At 73.7% G+C, this 15595-nt stretch carries 15 protein-coding genes; 9 read left to right on the forward strand and 6 right to left on the reverse strand.

The genetic code is table 11. From position 1 onward, the window contains the following. Positions 1-64: 64 nt before the first annotated feature. From DMH08_RS32915 to DMH08_RS32925, 3 genes are all read left to right on the forward strand, one after another. The gene (locus tag DMH08_RS32915; protein ID WP_125619926.1) at positions 65-1156 is read left to right on the forward strand and encodes a helix-turn-helix domain-containing protein; all 1092 of its coding nucleotides are present in this window, start codon (positions 65-67) and stop codon (positions 1154-1156) included. A 121-nt stretch (positions 1157-1277) separates the two neighbouring features. Next, a complete protein-coding gene (locus DMH08_RS32920) occupies positions 1278-2561 on the forward strand; it encodes an adenylosuccinate synthase (protein ID WP_026405106.1) in 1284 nt (427 codons plus the stop codon). Between the two features lie 45 nt (positions 2562-2606). After that, on the forward strand, positions 2607-3452 hold the full coding sequence (locus DMH08_RS32925) for a glycerophosphodiester phosphodiesterase family protein (protein ID WP_233617949.1): 846 nt from the start codon (positions 2607-2609) through the stop codon (positions 3450-3452). Between the two features lie 21 nt (positions 3453-3473). Here the strand turns inward: DMH08_RS32925 and DMH08_RS32930 are convergent, their stop codons facing one another. Beyond that, complete coding sequence (locus DMH08_RS32930) at positions 3474-3917, reverse strand: winged helix-turn-helix transcriptional regulator (protein WP_026405105.1); 444 nt, start codon at positions 3915-3917, stop codon at positions 3474-3476. A gap of 93 nt (positions 3918-4010) precedes the next feature. On the opposite strand from DMH08_RS32930, the gene DMH08_RS32935 reads away from it, so the two are divergent. Beyond that, complete coding sequence (locus DMH08_RS32935) at positions 4011-4196, forward strand: hypothetical protein (RefSeq protein WP_125619930.1); 186 nt, start codon at positions 4011-4013, stop codon at positions 4194-4196. Continuing rightward, on the forward strand, positions 4193-5644 hold the full coding sequence (locus DMH08_RS32940; RefSeq protein WP_199748122.1) for an MFS transporter: 1452 nt from the start codon (positions 4193-4195) through the stop codon (positions 5642-5644). Before DMH08_RS32935 ends, DMH08_RS32940 begins: the two co-directional genes overlap by 4 nt. 257 nt (positions 5645-5901) lie before the next feature. On the opposite strand, the gene DMH08_RS32945 is transcribed toward DMH08_RS32940, so the two are convergent. The 4 genes from DMH08_RS32945 to DMH08_RS32960 all read right to left on the reverse strand — a co-directional run bounded on the left by DMH08_RS32945 (position 5902) and on the right by DMH08_RS32960 (position 10259). Then, positions 5902-7113: a serine hydrolase domain-containing protein gene (locus tag DMH08_RS32945; protein WP_125619932.1), complete on the reverse strand. Its 1212-nt coding sequence runs from the start codon at positions 7111-7113 to the stop codon at positions 5902-5904. A gap of 153 nt (positions 7114-7266) precedes the next feature. Continuing rightward, positions 7267-8496, reverse strand: coding sequence for a CU044_5270 family protein (locus DMH08_RS32950; RefSeq protein ID WP_125619934.1), 1230 nt, complete (start codon positions 8494-8496; stop codon positions 7267-7269). Continuing rightward, positions 8489-9064, reverse strand: coding sequence for an RNA polymerase sigma factor (locus tag DMH08_RS32955; RefSeq protein ID WP_034520737.1), 576 nt, complete (start codon positions 9062-9064; stop codon positions 8489-8491). The genes DMH08_RS32950 and DMH08_RS32955 overlap by 8 nt, the downstream gene beginning before the upstream one ends. A gap of 157 nt (positions 9065-9221) precedes the next feature. Beyond that, positions 9222-10259 carry an alpha/beta fold hydrolase gene (locus DMH08_RS32960; protein WP_125619936.1) on the reverse strand — a complete coding sequence of 346 codons (1038 nt, stop codon included), beginning with the start codon at positions 10257-10259 and terminating at the stop codon, positions 9222-9224. A 75-nt stretch (positions 10260-10334) separates the two neighbouring features. Here DMH08_RS32960 and DMH08_RS32965 point away from each other — a divergent pair, with 75 nt between their 5' ends. Both DMH08_RS32965 and DMH08_RS32970 read left to right on the forward strand, forming a co-directional pair. Next, the gene (locus DMH08_RS32965; RefSeq protein WP_125619938.1) at positions 10335-10967 is read left to right on the forward strand and encodes a TetR/AcrR family transcriptional regulator; all 633 of its coding nucleotides are present in this window, start codon (positions 10335-10337) and stop codon (positions 10965-10967) included. 98 nt (positions 10968-11065) lie between these two features. Continuing rightward, positions 11066-11743 carry a hypothetical protein gene (locus DMH08_RS32970; protein WP_125619940.1) on the forward strand — a complete coding sequence of 226 codons (678 nt, stop codon included), beginning with the start codon at positions 11066-11068 and terminating at the stop codon, positions 11741-11743. A gap of 9 nt (positions 11744-11752) precedes the next feature. Here DMH08_RS32970 and DMH08_RS32975 read toward each other — a convergent pair whose 3' ends face one another. Further along, positions 11753-12838 carry a magnesium and cobalt transport protein CorA gene (locus DMH08_RS32975; protein ID WP_026405097.1) on the reverse strand — a complete coding sequence of 362 codons (1086 nt, stop codon included), beginning with the start codon at positions 12836-12838 and terminating at the stop codon, positions 11753-11755. A gap of 327 nt (positions 12839-13165) precedes the next feature. Between DMH08_RS32975 and purD the strand changes: the two genes are divergently transcribed. Then, positions 13166-14422, forward strand: a complete 1257-nt coding sequence (purD, locus tag DMH08_RS32980) for a phosphoribosylamine--glycine ligase (protein WP_125619942.1) — start codon at positions 13166-13168, stop codon at positions 14420-14422. Positions 14423-14461: 39 nt separating this feature from the next. After that, the coding region (locus DMH08_RS32985) for a low temperature requirement protein A (protein WP_148108620.1) at positions 14462-15595 on the forward strand (1134 nt) is incomplete at its 3' end.

The raw sequence follows: 15595 nt of genomic DNA on the forward strand, positions 1-15595 counted from the left end.
GACGCGCCCGGACCCCCCCGTTCGAGGGGGTCCGGGCGCGTCCGTCCCCGGGCAGACTGGCCGTATGGACGACCGACGCGCGCTGCTGGACGGCGCCGAACGCGCACCCGACGCGGCGGCCCTGTTCGGTGCGGTGTCCGCGCGGCTCCGCCGGCTCGTCGGCTTCCAGGCCGCCGCCTGGTCCGCGACCGACCCCGGCACCGGGCTCGTCACCGCGCCGATGCACGTCGAGAACCTCGGCCGCGGCGAGGACTGCTTCGCCTACTGGGAGACCGCGCTGCTGGAGGAGACCGTCCTCCCGTTCCGCGAGCTGGCCCGCGCCGCCGTGCCCGCCGCCGGGCTGCGGGCCGCGACCGGCGACCTGCCCGCCCGCAGCGTCCAGTTCCGCAAGCTCCTCGCCCGGCAGGGCGTCGGGGACGAGCTGCGCGCCGTGCTGCGCGTCGGCGGGCGCCCGTGGGGCGTCGCCAGCCTGTTCCGGGAGAAGGGCCGCGCCCCCTTCACCCCCGCCGAGGTGTCGCTGGTCGCGGGCCTCTCCGCGCCCCTGGCCGCCCGCCTGCGCACCCTCGCCGTCCCCACCGGCGGCGGAGGGGCGGACGGGCCGGGGCCGGGGCTCGTGCTGTTCGATCCGGCCGGGGTGCCGCTGTCGATCAACGACGAGGCCCGGTACCACCTCGCGCGGGTCGCGGCCGGGCCGTCGGTACCGTCCCCGCTCGGGCCGCCGCTGCCGATCTGGCTGGTCGGGACGGCCGCGCAGGCGCGGGCCGTCGCGTCCGGGCACGACCGGGAGGACGCTCGGATCCGGGTCCGCACCCACGACGGGCGGTGGCTCGTCTGCCACGCGACCTGCACCGAGGGCCCGGGCGGCGCGCCCGGCCCCACCGCCGTCGTCGTCCAGCCCGCCGCCGGACCCGACCTCGCGCCGCTGATCGCGGACGCCTACGGGCTGTCGCCGCGCGAGCTGGAGATCACCGAGCTGATCGCGCGGGGACTGCCCACCGGCGACATCGCCGCCGAACTGGTCATCTCCCCGCACACCGTCCGCGACCACGTCAAAGCGATTTTCGGGAAGACGGGGGCGTCGAGCCGCGGCGAGCTGGTCGCGCGGCTGTTCGCCGACCGGCACTGGCCCCGGCGCGCGGCCGTCCAGGGCCGCTGACCAGGGTCGCCGCCCGGCCCGGGGTTTTCTCGGCGCCCGCATGCGGGTACGATCTGACCGCAAGAGGCCCCTTTCGCACTTGCGATTCAGGGGCCTTTCGTCGTGGGAAGGGTGAATCTTCATGCCGGCGATCGTTCTGGTCGGGGCTCAGTGGGGAGACGAAGGGAAGGGCAAGGCCACCGACCTGCTGGGCGGAGACGTCGACTACGTCGTCCGCTACCAGGGCGGCAACAACGCGGGCCACACCGTCGTCATCGGCGACAAGAGCTACGCACTGCACCTGCTGCCCTCGGGGGTGCTGTCCCCCGACGTCGTCCCCGTGATCGGCAACGGCGTCGTGATCGACCCGGCCGTCCTGCTGGAGGAGATCGACGGTCTGCGCGCCCGCGGCGTGAGCTGCGAACGCCTGCTCATCTCCGGCAACGCGCACCTGATCATGCCCCACCACCGGGCCCTCGACAAGGTCACCGAGCGCTACCTCGGCAAGGCCCGCATCGGCACGACCGGCCGCGGCATCGGCCCCGCCTACGCCGACAAGATCAACCGGATGGGCATCCGCGTCCAGGACCTGTTCGACCCGAACATCCTCACGCAGAAGCTCGACCTGGCGCTCCGCGAGAAGAACCAGGTCCTCACGAAGGTGTACAACCGGCGCCGCATCGACACCGGCCCGATCGTCCAGGAGTACGTCGCGTACGGGGAGCGGCTCCGCCCGTTCGTCACCGACACCACGCTCGTCCTGAACAAGGCCCTGGACGACGACAAGGTCGTGCTGCTCGAGGGCGCGCAGGGCACGCTCCTCGACATCGACCACGGCACGTACCCGTTCGTGACGTCGTCGTCCCCGACCGCGGGCGGTGCCTGCGCGGGCTCCGGCGTCGGCCCCACGAAGATCAACCGGGTGATCGGCATCCTCAAGGCGTACACCACCCGCGTCGGCTCGGGCCCGTTCCCCACGGAGCTGCTCGACGAGCAGGGCGAGTACCTCCGCAAGACCGGCGGGGAGTACGGCGTCACCACCGGCCGCGACCGCCGCTGCGGCTGGTTCGACGCCGTCATCGCCCGCTACGCCACCCGCGTCAACGGCGTCACCGACTACTTCCTCACGAAGCTGGACGTCCTGTCCGGGCTGGACCGCGTCCCCGTCTGCGTCGCGTACGACGTGGACGGCGAGCGGGTCGACGAGCTGCCCACCACGCAGACCGACTTCCACCACGCGAAGCCGATCCTCGAGTACCTGGACGGCTGGCGCGAGGACATCACCGCCGCCCGGACCTTCGAGGACCTCCCGAAGAACGCGCAGGCGTACGTCCGGGCCCTGGAGGAGATGTCGGGCGCCCAGATCTCCGCGATCGGCGTCGGCCCCGGCCGGGACCAGACACTGCAGCTCCGCCCGCTCGTCTGACTCCCGTCACCGGCCATTGCGGTTCGGCGGGTACGGTTGCTCACCGTGATCCGTACCGCCGAGCTGCACGGCCACCGCGGCGCCCGCGGCCTCCTTCCGGAGAACACCCTTCCCGGTTTCGCGCACGCGCTGGACCTGGGCGTCGACGCCGTCGAACTCGATGTGGGCCTGTCGGCCGACGGTGTCGTCGTCCTCGGCCACGACCAGGTCCTGTCGCCGGTGACGCTCGCCGACACCGCGCCCGCGCACCCGGGCGACCCGGCGTTCCCCTACGTGGGGAAGGCCGTCCGCGACCTCACCCTCGCGCAGCTCCGCACCCTCGACGCCGGCACCCGCCGGACGGCCGACGCGTTCGCCGTCACGCAGCGGGCGGCCCCGGGGACGCGGATCCCGACGCTCGCCGAGGTCTGCGACCTCGTCGCCCCGTCGGGCGCCGCGCTGGCCGTGGAGCTCAAGACCGACCCGTCCTGGCCGGACGCCGACGTGGCGCGGTTCGTCGCCGCCGTCGCGGACGTCCTGCGCACCGCCGGGCTCGCCGCCCGCAGCCGCCTGCTCGCCTTCGACTGGCGCGTCCTCACCGAGACCCCGCGCGAGTTCGGCCGGGTCGCGCTCATCGAGCGCAAGACGCTCGCCCCCGGCACCCGCTGGCTCGCGGGCCTCCCCTCCCGCGACCCCGTCGCGTCCGCGGCGGCCGCGGGCGCGACCGCCCTGTCCCCCGAGCACGCGATCACCACGCCCGGGCTCGTGGACGACGCCCACGACGCGGGCCTCGCCGTCGCCGTCTGGACGGTGAACGACCCCGAGGACATGGCCCGCTTCGTGAAGTACGGCGCCGACGCCATCGTCACCGACTACCCCGACATGGCCGCCCGCGCCCTGGTCCCGGCCTGATCCCGAGCGGCGCTCGGCCGCCTACTGCTTGGGGTCCAGGGTGAGCTCCCCGTGGCCGAGCGCGTCGCCGCACGCCGTGCAGTGCACCTCGGCGACGAACTCGTGCCCGCAGGTGTGCTCGAACCGGACGGGGTCCTCTTCCTGCCTGACGTGCTCGTGGCCCCACCGCTTCAGGGTCAGCAGCACGGGTGAGAGGGCGCGGCCCTTGTCGGTGAGGCGGTACTCGTAGCGGACCGGCCGCTCGCTGTACTGCTCGCGGGCGAGCACGCCGTGCTCGACCAGCTTCTTGAGCCGTGTGGTGAGGATGTCGCGGGGCGCGCCGGTGTTGCGGGCGATCTCGGTGAACCTCCGCTGGGCGTAGAAGAGCTCGCGCACCACGAGCAGACTCCAGCGGTCCCCGACGACTTCGAGGGCGTCGGCGATCGTGCAGTCCCTGGGCGTTTCCTCCGCGGGTGCTGTCGGCATGCTCACATTCTCGCGGCAGTGAGTTGTGAATCCAAACCGACTACTGCACACTGACGTCAGTTTGATTTACCAACCTACCCCCCGGAGGTTGCCATGCCCGCTGCCGTGATCACCGATGCGGTCCGCACCCCCTTGGCGAAGGGCAAGCCAGGCGCCGCCCACGCCGACGTCCATCCGGTCGACCGCCGCGCCGAAGTCCTGAGCATCGACGACATCGACGCCTTCGAGGCCAGCGGGCTCGCCGACGCCGCCACCATCGAGAGGCTGGACCGCCGGTGAGCACCCGCGCGCCCGCGTCGAGCAGCGCCCCCGCGCCGGCGGCCGAGGTCCCGGAGCACGCGGCCACCTGGACCATCGTGCTGCTGTGCACGGCGGCGTTCATGACGATGCTCGACCTGTTCATCGTGAACGTCGCCCTCGGGTCGATCGGCGAGACCTACTCCGGTTCCTCCCTGGCGGGGCTCAGCTGGATCCTCAACGCCTACACCGTCGTCTACGCGGCCTGCCTGATCCCGGCCGGGAGCCTCGCGGACAGGTACGGCCGCAAGCAGGGATTCCTCGTCGGCCTCGGACTGTTCACGATCGCGAGCGTCGGTTGCGCCGCCGCGCCCACGCTGGAGTTCCTCATCGCCTTCCGGGTCGCCCAGGCCGTCGGCGCCGCGGTGCTGACCCCGGCCAGCCTGGGGTTGATCCTCAGCGTCCTGCCCGAGGCGCGCCGCGCCGGCGGCGTGAAGATCTGGGCCACGAGCTCCTCCTTCGCGGGTGCGGCCGGCCCGGTCATCGGCGGGCTCCTGGCCCAGAGCTCGTGGCGCTGGGCGTTCCTGCTCAACCTCCCCATCGGCCTGGTCGCGTTCGTGATGGCCGCACGCCTCCTCCCGAAAAGCCCGCCGGCCGCACGCACGCGGATCCCCGACCCGGTCGGGGCGCTGGCCATCGCCGCCGCGGTGGGCGCCCTGTCACTGGGCTTGGTCAAGGCCGAAGACCGGGGCTGGCTCGCCCCCGGAACGCTCCTCGCCGCCGTGATCACCGTGCTGGCCGTGCTGGTGCTGCTCCACCGCATGCGCACCCATCCGGAGCCGGTCATGCCCCCGCGGCTGTTCCGCGTGCCCAGCTTCACCATCGCCAACGTCGCGACCCTCCTTTTCACCGGCGCCTTCAGCGCCGTCTTCCTCGGCGTCTCGCTCTGGCTGGAGACCGCGGCCGGCTACGACCCGCTGCAGGCCGGACTGGCGCTGCTGCCCGGTCCGCTGGCCGTGCCGCTCTTCGCGGCCCTCACCCAGCGCTGGGCGAGGGACGTGCCGGCGAGGTTCGTCATCGCGGTCGGACTGGCGGTCTTCGCCGCGGGGTCGCTGCTCCTGGCCGTCCAGGGCGCGACCCACTACGCGACCGACGTCCTCCCCGGCTGGATCGTCATCGGCGTCGGTATCGGCATCGCGATGCCCACCCTCCTCGGCACCGCCACCGCCGACCTCGCCCCGGCCCAGGCCGCCACGGGCAGCGCCATCGTCAACACCGCCCGCCAGACCGGCTACGCCCTCGGGGTCGCCGGCCTCGTGGCGATCCTCGGCACCCGCACCACCGCGGACGTCCACACCGCGGGCGCCCGCGACACCTTCGAGAACGGCTGGCTCTTCGTCACGGCGCTCGTCCTGCTCAGCGCCGCGATCGCCCTCCTCATCCGCCCACGTCCCACCCCCCGAACCCCGGCGACCAGCAACAACGAATAGCTACGCAGGACCCGGGTCAAGGCGAAGACGTCCGTCTTCACCACCCCGCAGGCACCCGAGTTCCGCCGACCGGGCGCGGCCGTCCCACCAGGAGGGCCGCGCCCACTTCGTACCGGGGCGGGAACACGCGGGAGGCGACGTGCCACGCGAGGAAGGTGCCGATGCCCGCGCCGCCGTCGAACTCCACCGCCGGGCTCGCAGCCTGTGAGCGCGTGGTGCTCCGTTGGGTCGGGGGGCGTGGGCCCGGCCATGGGGCGTCACGAGGAGCGGTCTCCGGTGGGGGCGCACAGGGCCCGGTCGATGAGGCGGGCGGCGGCGGCGTCCTTCGTGGTCTCGGTGTGTTCGTCGAGGGTCTCGGTGGAGATGGCCACGACGACGCTGCGGCGGCCGTCGGGGGCGACTCCGAGGCGGTTGGAGACGCCGAGCGAGTCGCCGCCGTGGTGCCAGTAGCCGCCGCCGCAGGTCAGCGGGCTCCATTCGAGGCCGAGCCCGTACCGGCCCCCGGACGTCCCGGCGCCGCCCGGTTCCCGCATCGGGACGGTCTCCTTCATCTCGGCCATCTGCGCCGGGGGCAGCAGGTCGCCGCGCATGAGGGCGCGGAAGAACCGGCCGACCTCGCCGGTGGTGGCGACCAGGCCGCCGTCGGCGTACGCGTCGGCGGTGAGCGTCACGTCGTACAGCCGGTCGTCGTCGAGGAAGCGCTGGTAGGCCGTCGCGTGCGGGCCGGGGAAGCGCCGCGGGTCCGGCGGGACGGCGGTGCGGCGCAGGCCCAGCGGCCCGGTGATCCGGGTGCGCACCTCCTCCTTCCAGTCGCGCCCGGTCGCCCTCTCGATGATCATTCCGGCGAGGATGTAGTTGGTGTTGGAGTACGACCAGCGCTGCTCGTCCGGCCCCTCGGGGACCCAGTGGGGGCGGTGCCCCATGGCCATCGCCACGAGTTCCTCGGGGCGGTGGGTCCGGAACCGCTCCCGGACGAAGCCCCGGTACCCCTCGGTGACCGCGGCCTTGTACATCGGCTGGTCGAGGATGTAGTCGTGGAGGCCGCTGTTGTGTCTCAGCAACTGCCGGACCGTGATCTTGCGCCCGTCGTTGCCGTTGCCGGCGACCACGCCGGGCAGCCACCGCTCCACGGTGTCGTCGAGGCCGATCCGGCCCTCGGCGACCAGTTGCAGGACCACCACGGCGACGTAGGTCTTGGTGGTGCTGCCGATCCGGTAGTGCGCGTTGCGCGGCACCGGACGTCCGGTGGCGAGGTCGGCGACGCCCGAGCGGGCGGTCAGCGTGCGCCGCCCGGCGGTCGCCTCGGCCCAGGTGCCGGTCACCCCGGTTCTCCGCAGCGCGTCGAGATCGCGCTGGAGGGCGGAGCCCTCCGCCGTCCGGGCGCCGGCGGGTGCCGCCGCCAGGGCCAGGGCGGCGGCCGCTGCCGCCGCCACCGCCGTCGTCCGCGTGTAGACGTTCCGCGCTCTCATCGGTCCTCCCCGTTCCGTCACCTGAGATAACGCTAAGTGAGCGAAGGGCGCGAAACATCAGGGCCAGACCGACTCTTCGCGGTAGGGCGGGCCATACCTCGAACCTCCGGTCGGCCGCAGGGCCGGAGGGCCGCGCGGCCGACCGGACGGCGCTCACTCCGGGCGTTCGTCCGTCCATTCGGCCACGGTGAAGAGCTGGTATCCGGCCAGCTCACCGGGCTTGTGGAACCGATCGGGCATGTTCTCGGCCCGGAGGCTGCGGGGCTTGCCGTCGTCCCCCGGCGGGAGCGTCCGGGACCCCTTCGGCGGCGTGGCCACCACGTCCCGGATCTCCAGCAGGGCGCCCTTCGCCGGGTCGACGATGAACTGCCGTTCGTAGGTGCCGAGCTGCTTCGGCGCGGTGTACAGGCCCAGCGGCATGGTCGTCTCCAGTGGCAGCGAGACCACGGTCCCCTTGCGCCCCATCCGGTCGGCCGCCTCGCCCCCGACCTCGACTCCCGGCAGGTCGGCGAGCATCCGGAACGCCGCCGCACGCACCTTCGGCGGCGCCGGGGCGCTCGACAGCAGCGTCCCCGCCACCTCGCTCAACGCCCGGACGCGCTCCGCGCCCTCCAGGGCCCGGATCGGCTCCTTCCCGGTGTCACCGGACGTGTACGCGTGCCAGTCGCCCTTCAGACCGAGCAGCGTGTTCTTCAGCGCCCCCGCCTCCGTCGGCATGCTCTCGATCTCCTGGACGGACAGGCCGAACGCACCCTCGTAGAGGTCCCATGGGAACAGCTGACGCGACTCCGGCTCCGCCATCCACAGGCCGATCTGCCCGGGCCCTACGGGGTCGGGCACGTCCAGCCACTCGGGGGACCCCGCCGCCCGCCACTTCCGCATGTCCTCGTCCGTCAGCGGACGGTCGGTCTCCTCCTGCCTCCCCGCACGCTCCTTGCCGTCGGGGCCGACCCAGCTGATGAGCCGCTGCCGCGAATCGACCTTGTAGTGGTTCTCCGCCGTCTTCCCGACCGTGTAGACGTCGCCCAGCACCCATTCGGCGTGCCAGTACTTCCCGGTCGGCGCCTTCTGCGCGTTGTCCGCGGCCACCAGCAGCACGTTCCCCGGCTCCGCGCGGACCTCGCCGCCGCCCCCGCCGTCCGGGACGAGCGCCACGGCCGCCGCGGCCGCCGCACCGGCCGCGACCACGCCCACCAGCGGGAGCGCGAAGCGCGGCCGGCGCCGTTCCGGCTTCGGCGGCGCGGCCCGCCGCGCGGCCCGCCGGTCGGTCCGCCGGTCGGTCCGCCGGTCGGTCCGCCAGTCGATGCGCCCGGCGAGCGCCTCGGGGGACTCCTCCTCGGCGAGCGCCGTCCGCATGCCGCGCAGGGCGTCGATCTCATCCATGGTTCTTCTCCTCCGGGAGGGCTTTGCGGAGCTTCTTGCGGGCCCGGTGGATGCGGGCCTTGACCGTTCCGAGCGGCAGGTCGAGCGCCGCCGCGATCTCCGGGTACGACATCTCGCCCCAGGCCAGCAGCAGCATGGGGCCGCGCTCCTTCACGGTCAGCGACGCGAGCGCCTTCGCCATGGCCGGTCCGAGGGCGGCCGCCGTCGCGCGCTCGCTCGCCCGTTCGGCGACGCCGTCCTCCGCCGGGTCGACGCCGGTGCGGGCGAACGCGCGGTACATCCGCGTCTCCTGCCGGTGGTGCCGCGCGATCAGGTTGCTCGCGATGCCCCACAGCCAGGCGCCGAACTCGGCGCGGCCGTCGAACCGCTCCCGCTGCCGGAACGCGGTCGCGAACGTCTCCGACAGCAGGTCGTCGGCCAGGACGGGCCCGAGCCGCCTGCGGACGTACGCGTGGATCCGGGGCCCGTACCGGCGGAACAGCTCGCCGAACGCCTCGGGATCGTCCAGGGACGCCGCGACGATCCGCGCGTCGTCCCGCCCGTCCCTCGCGGGGCTCACCGTGGCCATGGGCCGGGGTATCCCTTCATGGGGGTCCTCCACGTCTGGGGAGTGCTGACACCCTGCTCTATCCCGACCCGCCCCGACCGGTTGCGCGGACGCGGCGCGCGATTCCGGCCTCCGGGCCCGCCGGCTCTGCGCGCGCCCGCCGGAGGGTTCGGCGGTGTCAGGCGGCGTCGAGGAACGCGGCGATGTCGGCGGCGACCCTCTCGGGGTACTCCCCGTTGATCGCGTGCGAGGCGTCCGGGTAGACCTTCACCGTGCCGCTCCGCAGGGCGCGTTCGGCGACCTCGCGGGACGCGCCGGGGTCGTGCATCACCGACTCGCCGGCGAGGAGCGCCAGGACGGGCGTCCCGATGCGGCGCAGCGCCCGCTCGTCGATGCGGGACGGCTGCGGGAGCCGCAGGGTGTAGCCCTTCATGCCGCGCTCGATCATGTCCGCCACCGGCACGTCCTCCACCGGAGCCCCGCCGGCGGTGTAGGAGTTGAACGAGTCGCGCCAGGACTTCGGCAGCCACGGCACCGAGGCCGGGATGGCGCGGACCGCCGTCCCGATCGGTATGTCGGTGAACGTGTAGACCGGGTCGAGGAGCGTCAGGGTGGCGACCTTCGCCGGTTCGCGCACCGCGAGGTTCGCGGCCGTCCACCCGCCGATCGACATCCCGACCACGTGGAAGGAGTGCTCCGGCAGCCGCTCCAGTACCTGGTGCAGCCAGGCCGCCTGGTCGGCGGCGGAGGTGATGGGCGCGTCCTGGACGCTCCGGCCCGGCTCGCCCAGCAGGTCGAGCGTGTAGACGTCGCCGACCCGGAGCAGGTGCGGCAGGTTGTCGGCCCACACCGGCGACGCCGACGCCCGGCCGGGCAGCAGCACCAGCGGCTCGGCCCGGTCCGCGGTGCCCTCGAACCGGTAGACCCGGACGAACCCGAAGTCGGTGGGCACGTCCAGCGTCGCGGCCGGCCGCGGCATGGCGGCCATCGCCCGGTCGTAGGCGGCCAGGAACTCCGCGCGCGCCTCGGCGCCGTTCCAGTGGCCCACCGGGGACGGCGCGCGCAGGGCGAACGCGAGGACCACGACGCCGGCCGCGACGGCCCCGGCCGCGATCTTCAGCCGGCGGCGGCGCCTCCCGGTCCGCCGTGCCGGCGCCGCTTCCTCCCCGGCGGCCTGGGGATCCCGCTCGCTCCCGGCCTGCTCGCTCCCGGCCATCGCCCCTCCTTCTGAACAGCGGTCAAATTTCTCACCGTCGTTCAACAGTACTGCGGGATGGGGTAGCGTCCTGCCATGACCGCCAGGGGACCCGCACCCGGGAAGACGGACGAGACGCGCAGCTTCATCGAGCGGGCGCGGCGCGAGCAGCTCATCCGGATCACGATCGACCTGGTGGCGCAGGAGGGGTACGCCGCCGCGTCGCTGACCCGGATCGCGCGGACCGCGGGGATCACCAAGGGGGCGGTGCTGTACCACTTCGCGTCCAGGGACGCGGTCGTGGCGGCGGCGCTCGACCACGTCCTGGACGCGCTCGTGGCCGAGGTCGGCGCGGCCGTCGACGCGGCCCCGGCCGAGCGCGCCCCGGCCGTGTACGTGCGGCGGATGGTGGGGCACCTGGCCGAGCACCGCGACCACGCCCGCATGATCACCGAAGCGATGGCCGCCGCCGGCCCGCCCGCGGGGGAGACGCGCTGGGGACCTCTCGCCGGCCTCCTCGCGGCCGCCCGCGGGGCTCGCGGGCTCGGGCCGGGACCGGACCCCCGGACGCTCGCGATCATCGCGGGCGGCGCGATCGACGGGATCGTCGGGGAGTGGCTGCGCGACGACGGCTACGACACCGCGGCCGCCGCGGACACGCTCGTCGCCGTCCTGGAAGCCGCCCTCTTCCCCCCGGACGGCGGCACCCCCCGCGCGGCGCGGAGCTGATCGCCGGACGGCCGCACCCGGACCGCGCTTGCCGGGGGCAGGGCGTTCTGAGGATGATGATCGGCGACCGGTACGGTGCCCGGTCGTTGGAGGCTTCGATGCTCGCCAGGCGCTTCGGTTACGCGGTCTCCCCCGAACCGGCCGCGGCCACCACTCCCGCGGTACTGGAGCAGCTCCGCCCGCCCATGGAGAGGGCGCGCAGGATGCGCCGCTTCATGGTCGTGCTGGCGGTGGTCGGGACGGCGGTGCTGGCGGTGGTGCTCGCCGTGCAGTTCGAGAGCGCCGCCCTCGTCGCCGTCGCCTGCGTGGTCATGCCCGCGTTCTGCCTCTTCATGTGGGTGATGGAGCGCAACGATCGGCCGGCCATCGGGTCGCTGACGGGCCCGGAGGCGAACGCGCTCGCGCCGGTCCTCGAGCGCGAGCCGTGGCAGGTGTGGCCGTGCCGCGTGGAGCAGGTCGAGGCGCACACGTGGGGCGCGACGGTCCACGTGTTCCTGCTGGACCCGAACGAGAACACGGCGGCGGTGCTGAAGACCCGGCTCCAGCACCACACGTGGATGTCGCTGACCGACGGATACGGGGTGCTGTGGTTCGCGGGCGACCTGCGGTTCGGGGGCGCGCTCGCCGACCCGTCCGATCCGGAGGCCGCGGCCGGCCCGACGGTGTCGTACGCCGCGCCCGTCCCGCGGGACACCGCCGCCCCGCCGGGCGGGAACTCCGTCATCGCGGAGGAGCTGCGGCGGCAGGCGGTCGGATGGGTGTTCGGGCAGCTCTGAACCGGCGGGTCAGAGCCAGCCGTTGCGGCGGAACCCGCGGTAGAGGGACAGGCAGGCGAGGCCGATGACGCCGAGGATCATGAAGTAGCCGTACCGCCAGTCGGTCTCGGGCATGACGTCGAAGTTCATGCCGTAGATGCCCGCGATGGCGGTGGGCACCATGAAGATCGCGCCCCAGGCGGAGATCTTGCGCATGTCCTGGTTGTCGGCGACCGTCACCTGCGTCATGTGCGCCTGCAGGATCGGGTTCAGCAGCTCGTCGTAGGACTCGACCTGCTCGCGGACGCGGGTGAGGTGGTCCTCGACGTCGCGCAGGTACTCCTTGATCTCCGCCGGGACGAACCGGCGGCCGGACAGGCTGCGCAGCGGGCCCGCGAGGGGGCCGACGGCCCGCTTGAGCTGGATGACCTCGCGCTTGAGCCGGTAGATGCGGCGCGACTCGTCCGTCCGCTCGGGCGAGAAGACGGCCTCCTCGACCTCGTCGATGTCCTCCTGGACGGCGTCGGCGACGTTCACGTACCCGTCGACGACGTGGTCGGTGACGGCGTGCAGGACGGCGGCCGGGCCGTGCACGAGCCGGGACGGGTCGCGCTCGAGGCGGGTGCGGACGGGCGCGAGCTCGCCGTGGGTGCCGTGCCGGACGGTCACGACGAAGTCGGGCCCGCAGAAGATCATGATCTCGCCGGTCTCGACGACCTCGGAGCCGTCCTCGCCCGGGACGTAGCCGACGGTCTTCATCACGACGAAGTGGACGTCGTCGTAGCGCTCGTGCTTCGGGCGCTGGTGCGCGTGGATGGCGTCCTCGACGGCGAGCGGGTGCAGCCCGAACACCTCGGCGAGGTCGGCCAGCTCGGTCGCGGACGGTTCGTGCAGCCCGACCCAGACGAAGCCGGCGCTGTCGCCCTCGGGGGTGAGGCGGCCGTCGCGGATGAGGCGGACGGCGTCCCCGACGGTGTCGGTGCAGACGCGGTGGCCGTCGATGTAGGCGGCCCAGTCGATGACGGCGGAGCCCCGGGGCGGGCCCTGCCGCGGCGTGCCCTGGGGGCGGCGCGCCTTGAACAGCGCGCGGGTGGGACGGACTCGCGTCATGGCCATGAGGTGCTCCTAACCGCCGGCCACGCGCGCATCGCGCGCTCGACCCTAGAGGGAGCGCGCGGGGGCGGCCGGACGCCAGAGGGAGGCGGACGGACGGACAGTCATCGGACTGTGAGGGTTCTCCGGCGAACTGCAAGGATCACCAGGACTCATCCCGACCACCTCCTTCCGGACACACCACGACCACGGTCTGTCAAGGCCGATCGCAGCGTACCAGCCGATCGTTAGGACGTCGTGAGGTTCGGGGAAGTTCACCGCACCCCGGTGTGACGGCGGACTCATCGGACGAACCGCCCCGCGGCCGCCGGATCGGTAAGCTCGCGTGACGTGCGAGTACTCGTCCTTGGATCGGGTGGCCGCGAGCATGCGCTCGCCCGCGCCCTGCACCGCGACCCTGCCGTCACCGCCCTCCACTGCGCCCCGGGCAACCCCGGCACGGCGGAGATCGCGGACAACCACCAGCTCGACCCGTCCGATCCCGCGGCGGTGACCGGGCTCGCCGCGCGGCTGCGCGCCGAACTGGTGGTGATCGGGCCCGAGGCGCCGCTGGTCGCGGGCGTCGGGGACGCGCTGCGCGCGGCGGGCGTCCCGTGCTTCGGCCCGGACCGGGAGGCGGCCCGCATCGAGGGGTCGAAGGCGTTCGCCAAGGAGATCATGGCGGCGGCCGGGGTGCCGACGGCGGACGCGCGCGTCTGCTCGTCCCGCGCGGAGGCGGAGGAGGCCCTCGACGCGTTCGGCCCGCCCTACGTGGTGAAGGACGACGGGCTCGCGGCGGGCAAGGGCGTCGTGGTGACCGAGGACCGCGACGTGGCGCTGGCGCACGCGGAGGCGTGCGACCGGGTCGTGATCGAGGAGTTCCTGGACGGCCCGGAGGTGTCGCTGTTCGCGCTGTGCGACGGCCGGCACGCCGTGCCCCTGCTGCCCGCGCAGGACTTCAAGCGCGCCCTCGACGGCGACGCGGGCCCGAACACCGGCGGCATGGGCGCCTACACGCCGCTGCCGTGGGCGCCGGAGGGCCTGGTCGACGAGGTCATGGCCACGGTCGTGCAGCCGACGCTGGACGAGCTGCGCCGCCGCGAGACCCCGTACGTCGGCACCCTGTACGCGGGCCTCGCGCTGACGTCGAAGGGCGTCCGCGTGGTCGAGTTCAACGCGCGGTTCGGCGACCCCGAGACGCAGGTCGTCCTGGACCGGCTCGCCACCCCCGTCGCGACGCTCCTGCAGGCGTGCGCGATCGGCGGCCTCGCCCCCGACGCCCGGCCCGAGTGGCACCCGGGCGCCGCCGTCACGGTCGTCGTGGCGGCCGAGGACTACCCGGCGTCGCCGGTGAAGGGCGACACGATCACGGGCCTGGCGGAGGCGGACGCCGTGGACGGCGCGTACGTCCTGCACGCGGGCACGAGCCTGGACTTCGACTCCGGACGGCTCGTCGCGAGCGGCGGCCGCGTGCTGAGCGTCGTCGGCACGGGCGCGGACCTCGCGGCGGCCCGCGCGGCGGCGTACGAGGCGGTCGGGAAGATCGGCCTGCGCGGCTCGCACCACCGGACCGATATCGCCCGCGCGGCCGCCGAAGCCGTGTCATGATTACATGATTACACGGACATAACCCCCAAAGGCTGGCTCATGACCTCCTCCCCCACCCCCACGGACGAGGAGGAGGTCTACGGCGTCACGACGCTGGAGCTCTTCTTCGACCTCGTGTTCGTCTTCACGCTGATCCGGCTGACCGACGTCCTGATCGGCGAGTTCACCCCGCTCGGCGTCTTCCAGATCGTCCTGATGTTCGGCGTCCTCTGGTGGATGTACGGCGGGTACGCCTGGCTGACGAACATGACCGCGCCGAGGACCACGCCCCACCGGCTGCTGATCCTCGCGGGCATGGGCGGGTTCTTCATGGTCGCCATCGGGACCCCGACCGCGTTCACCGGCGGCGGCGGGCTCGTCTGGGGCCTCGGCTACCTGCTGCTCGTCCTCGCGCACGTCGTCCTGTACGCCCGCGGCAACCCGAACATCCTGCGCGTCCTCCCCGCGAACCTGCTGGCCGCCGTGCTGATCATCGTCGCCGGCCTGCTCGACGGCGGCCCCGTCGTGTACGCGCTGTGGACGCTCGCGCTGGTCGTGCCGATCGTCCAGCCGTACATCGTCCCGGCGGGCGGCCTGTTCAGCATCCGCCCCGAGCACATCGTCGAGCGGCACGGCCTGCTCGTCATGATCACCCTCGGCGAGTCGATCATCTCCGTGGGGACGGGCGCCGCGCACGCCGAGCTGGACGCGGGCCTCGTCGTCGCCGCGCTGCTCGGCCTCGCCCTCGCCGCGGCCGTCTGGTGGACGTACTTCACCGGCGACGACGAGCGCGCGGAGGCGTCGCTGGCCGCCGCGGACGACGTCCGCCGCGTCCAGATGACGATGTTCGGCTACTTCTACGCGCACATCCCGCTGATCATCGGCGTCCTCGTGGCGGCGGCCGGGATGAAGAAGGCCGTCGAGCACGCCTGGGAGCACCTCAAGCCCGGGACGGCCCTCGCCATCGCGGGCGGCGTCGCCCTCTACCTCGCGGGCGACGTCCTGTTCCGCCGCGTGATGCGCATCGGCCCGTCCGGCATCCGCCTCGGCGCCGCCGTCGCCGCCCTGGCCACCGTCCCGCTCGGCCTCTGGCTCGCCGCCGCCGAGATCGCCGCCCTCATCCTCGTCCTCGCCGCCGCGGTCCTCCTCGAACGCCGCCACCCCCGCCGCAGCCGGACCGACCACCCCGACCAC

It is taken from the genome of Actinomadura sp. WAC 06369, from assembly GCF_003947565.1.
GTDB lineage: Bacteria > Actinomycetota > Actinomycetes > Streptosporangiales > Streptosporangiaceae > Spirillospora > Spirillospora rifamycini.

What these genes read in the sequence shown, in the direction of transcription:
- DMH08_RS32935 (WP_125619930.1), top strand. Translation starts at nt 4,011, where the DNA reads ATGCCCGCTGCCGTGATCACCGATGCGGTCCGCACCCCCTTGGCGAAG.
- DMH08_RS32950 (WP_125619934.1), bottom strand. Translation starts at nt 8,496, where the DNA reads ATGGATGAGATCGACGCCCTGCGCGGCATGCGGACGGCGCTCGCCGAG.
- DMH08_RS32975 (WP_026405097.1), bottom strand. Translation starts at nt 12,838, where the DNA reads ATGGCCATGACGCGAGTCCGTCCCACCCGCGCGCTGTTCAAGGCGCGC.
- DMH08_RS32960 (WP_125619936.1), bottom strand. Translation starts at nt 10,259, where the DNA reads ATGGCCGGGAGCGAGCAGGCCGGGAGCGAGCGGGATCCCCAGGCCGCC.
- DMH08_RS32920 (WP_026405106.1), top strand. Translation starts at nt 1,278, where the DNA reads ATGCCGGCGATCGTTCTGGTCGGGGCTCAGTGGGGAGACGAAGGGAAG.
- DMH08_RS32970 (WP_125619940.1), top strand. Translation starts at nt 11,066, where the DNA reads ATGCTCGCCAGGCGCTTCGGTTACGCGGTCTCCCCCGAACCGGCCGCG.
- DMH08_RS32965 (WP_125619938.1), top strand. Translation starts at nt 10,335, where the DNA reads ATGACCGCCAGGGGACCCGCACCCGGGAAGACGGACGAGACGCGCAGC.
- DMH08_RS32955 (WP_034520737.1), bottom strand. Translation starts at nt 9,064, where the DNA reads ATGGCCACGGTGAGCCCCGCGAGGGACGGGCGGGACGACGCGCGGATC.
- DMH08_RS32930 (WP_026405105.1), bottom strand. Translation starts at nt 3,917, where the DNA reads ATGCCGACAGCACCCGCGGAGGAAACGCCCAGGGACTGCACGATCGCC.
- DMH08_RS32945 (WP_125619932.1), bottom strand. Translation starts at nt 7,113, where the DNA reads ATGAGAGCGCGGAACGTCTACACGCGGACGACGGCGGTGGCGGCGGCA.
- DMH08_RS32915 (WP_125619926.1), top strand. Translation starts at nt 65, where the DNA reads ATGGACGACCGACGCGCGCTGCTGGACGGCGCCGAACGCGCACCCGAC.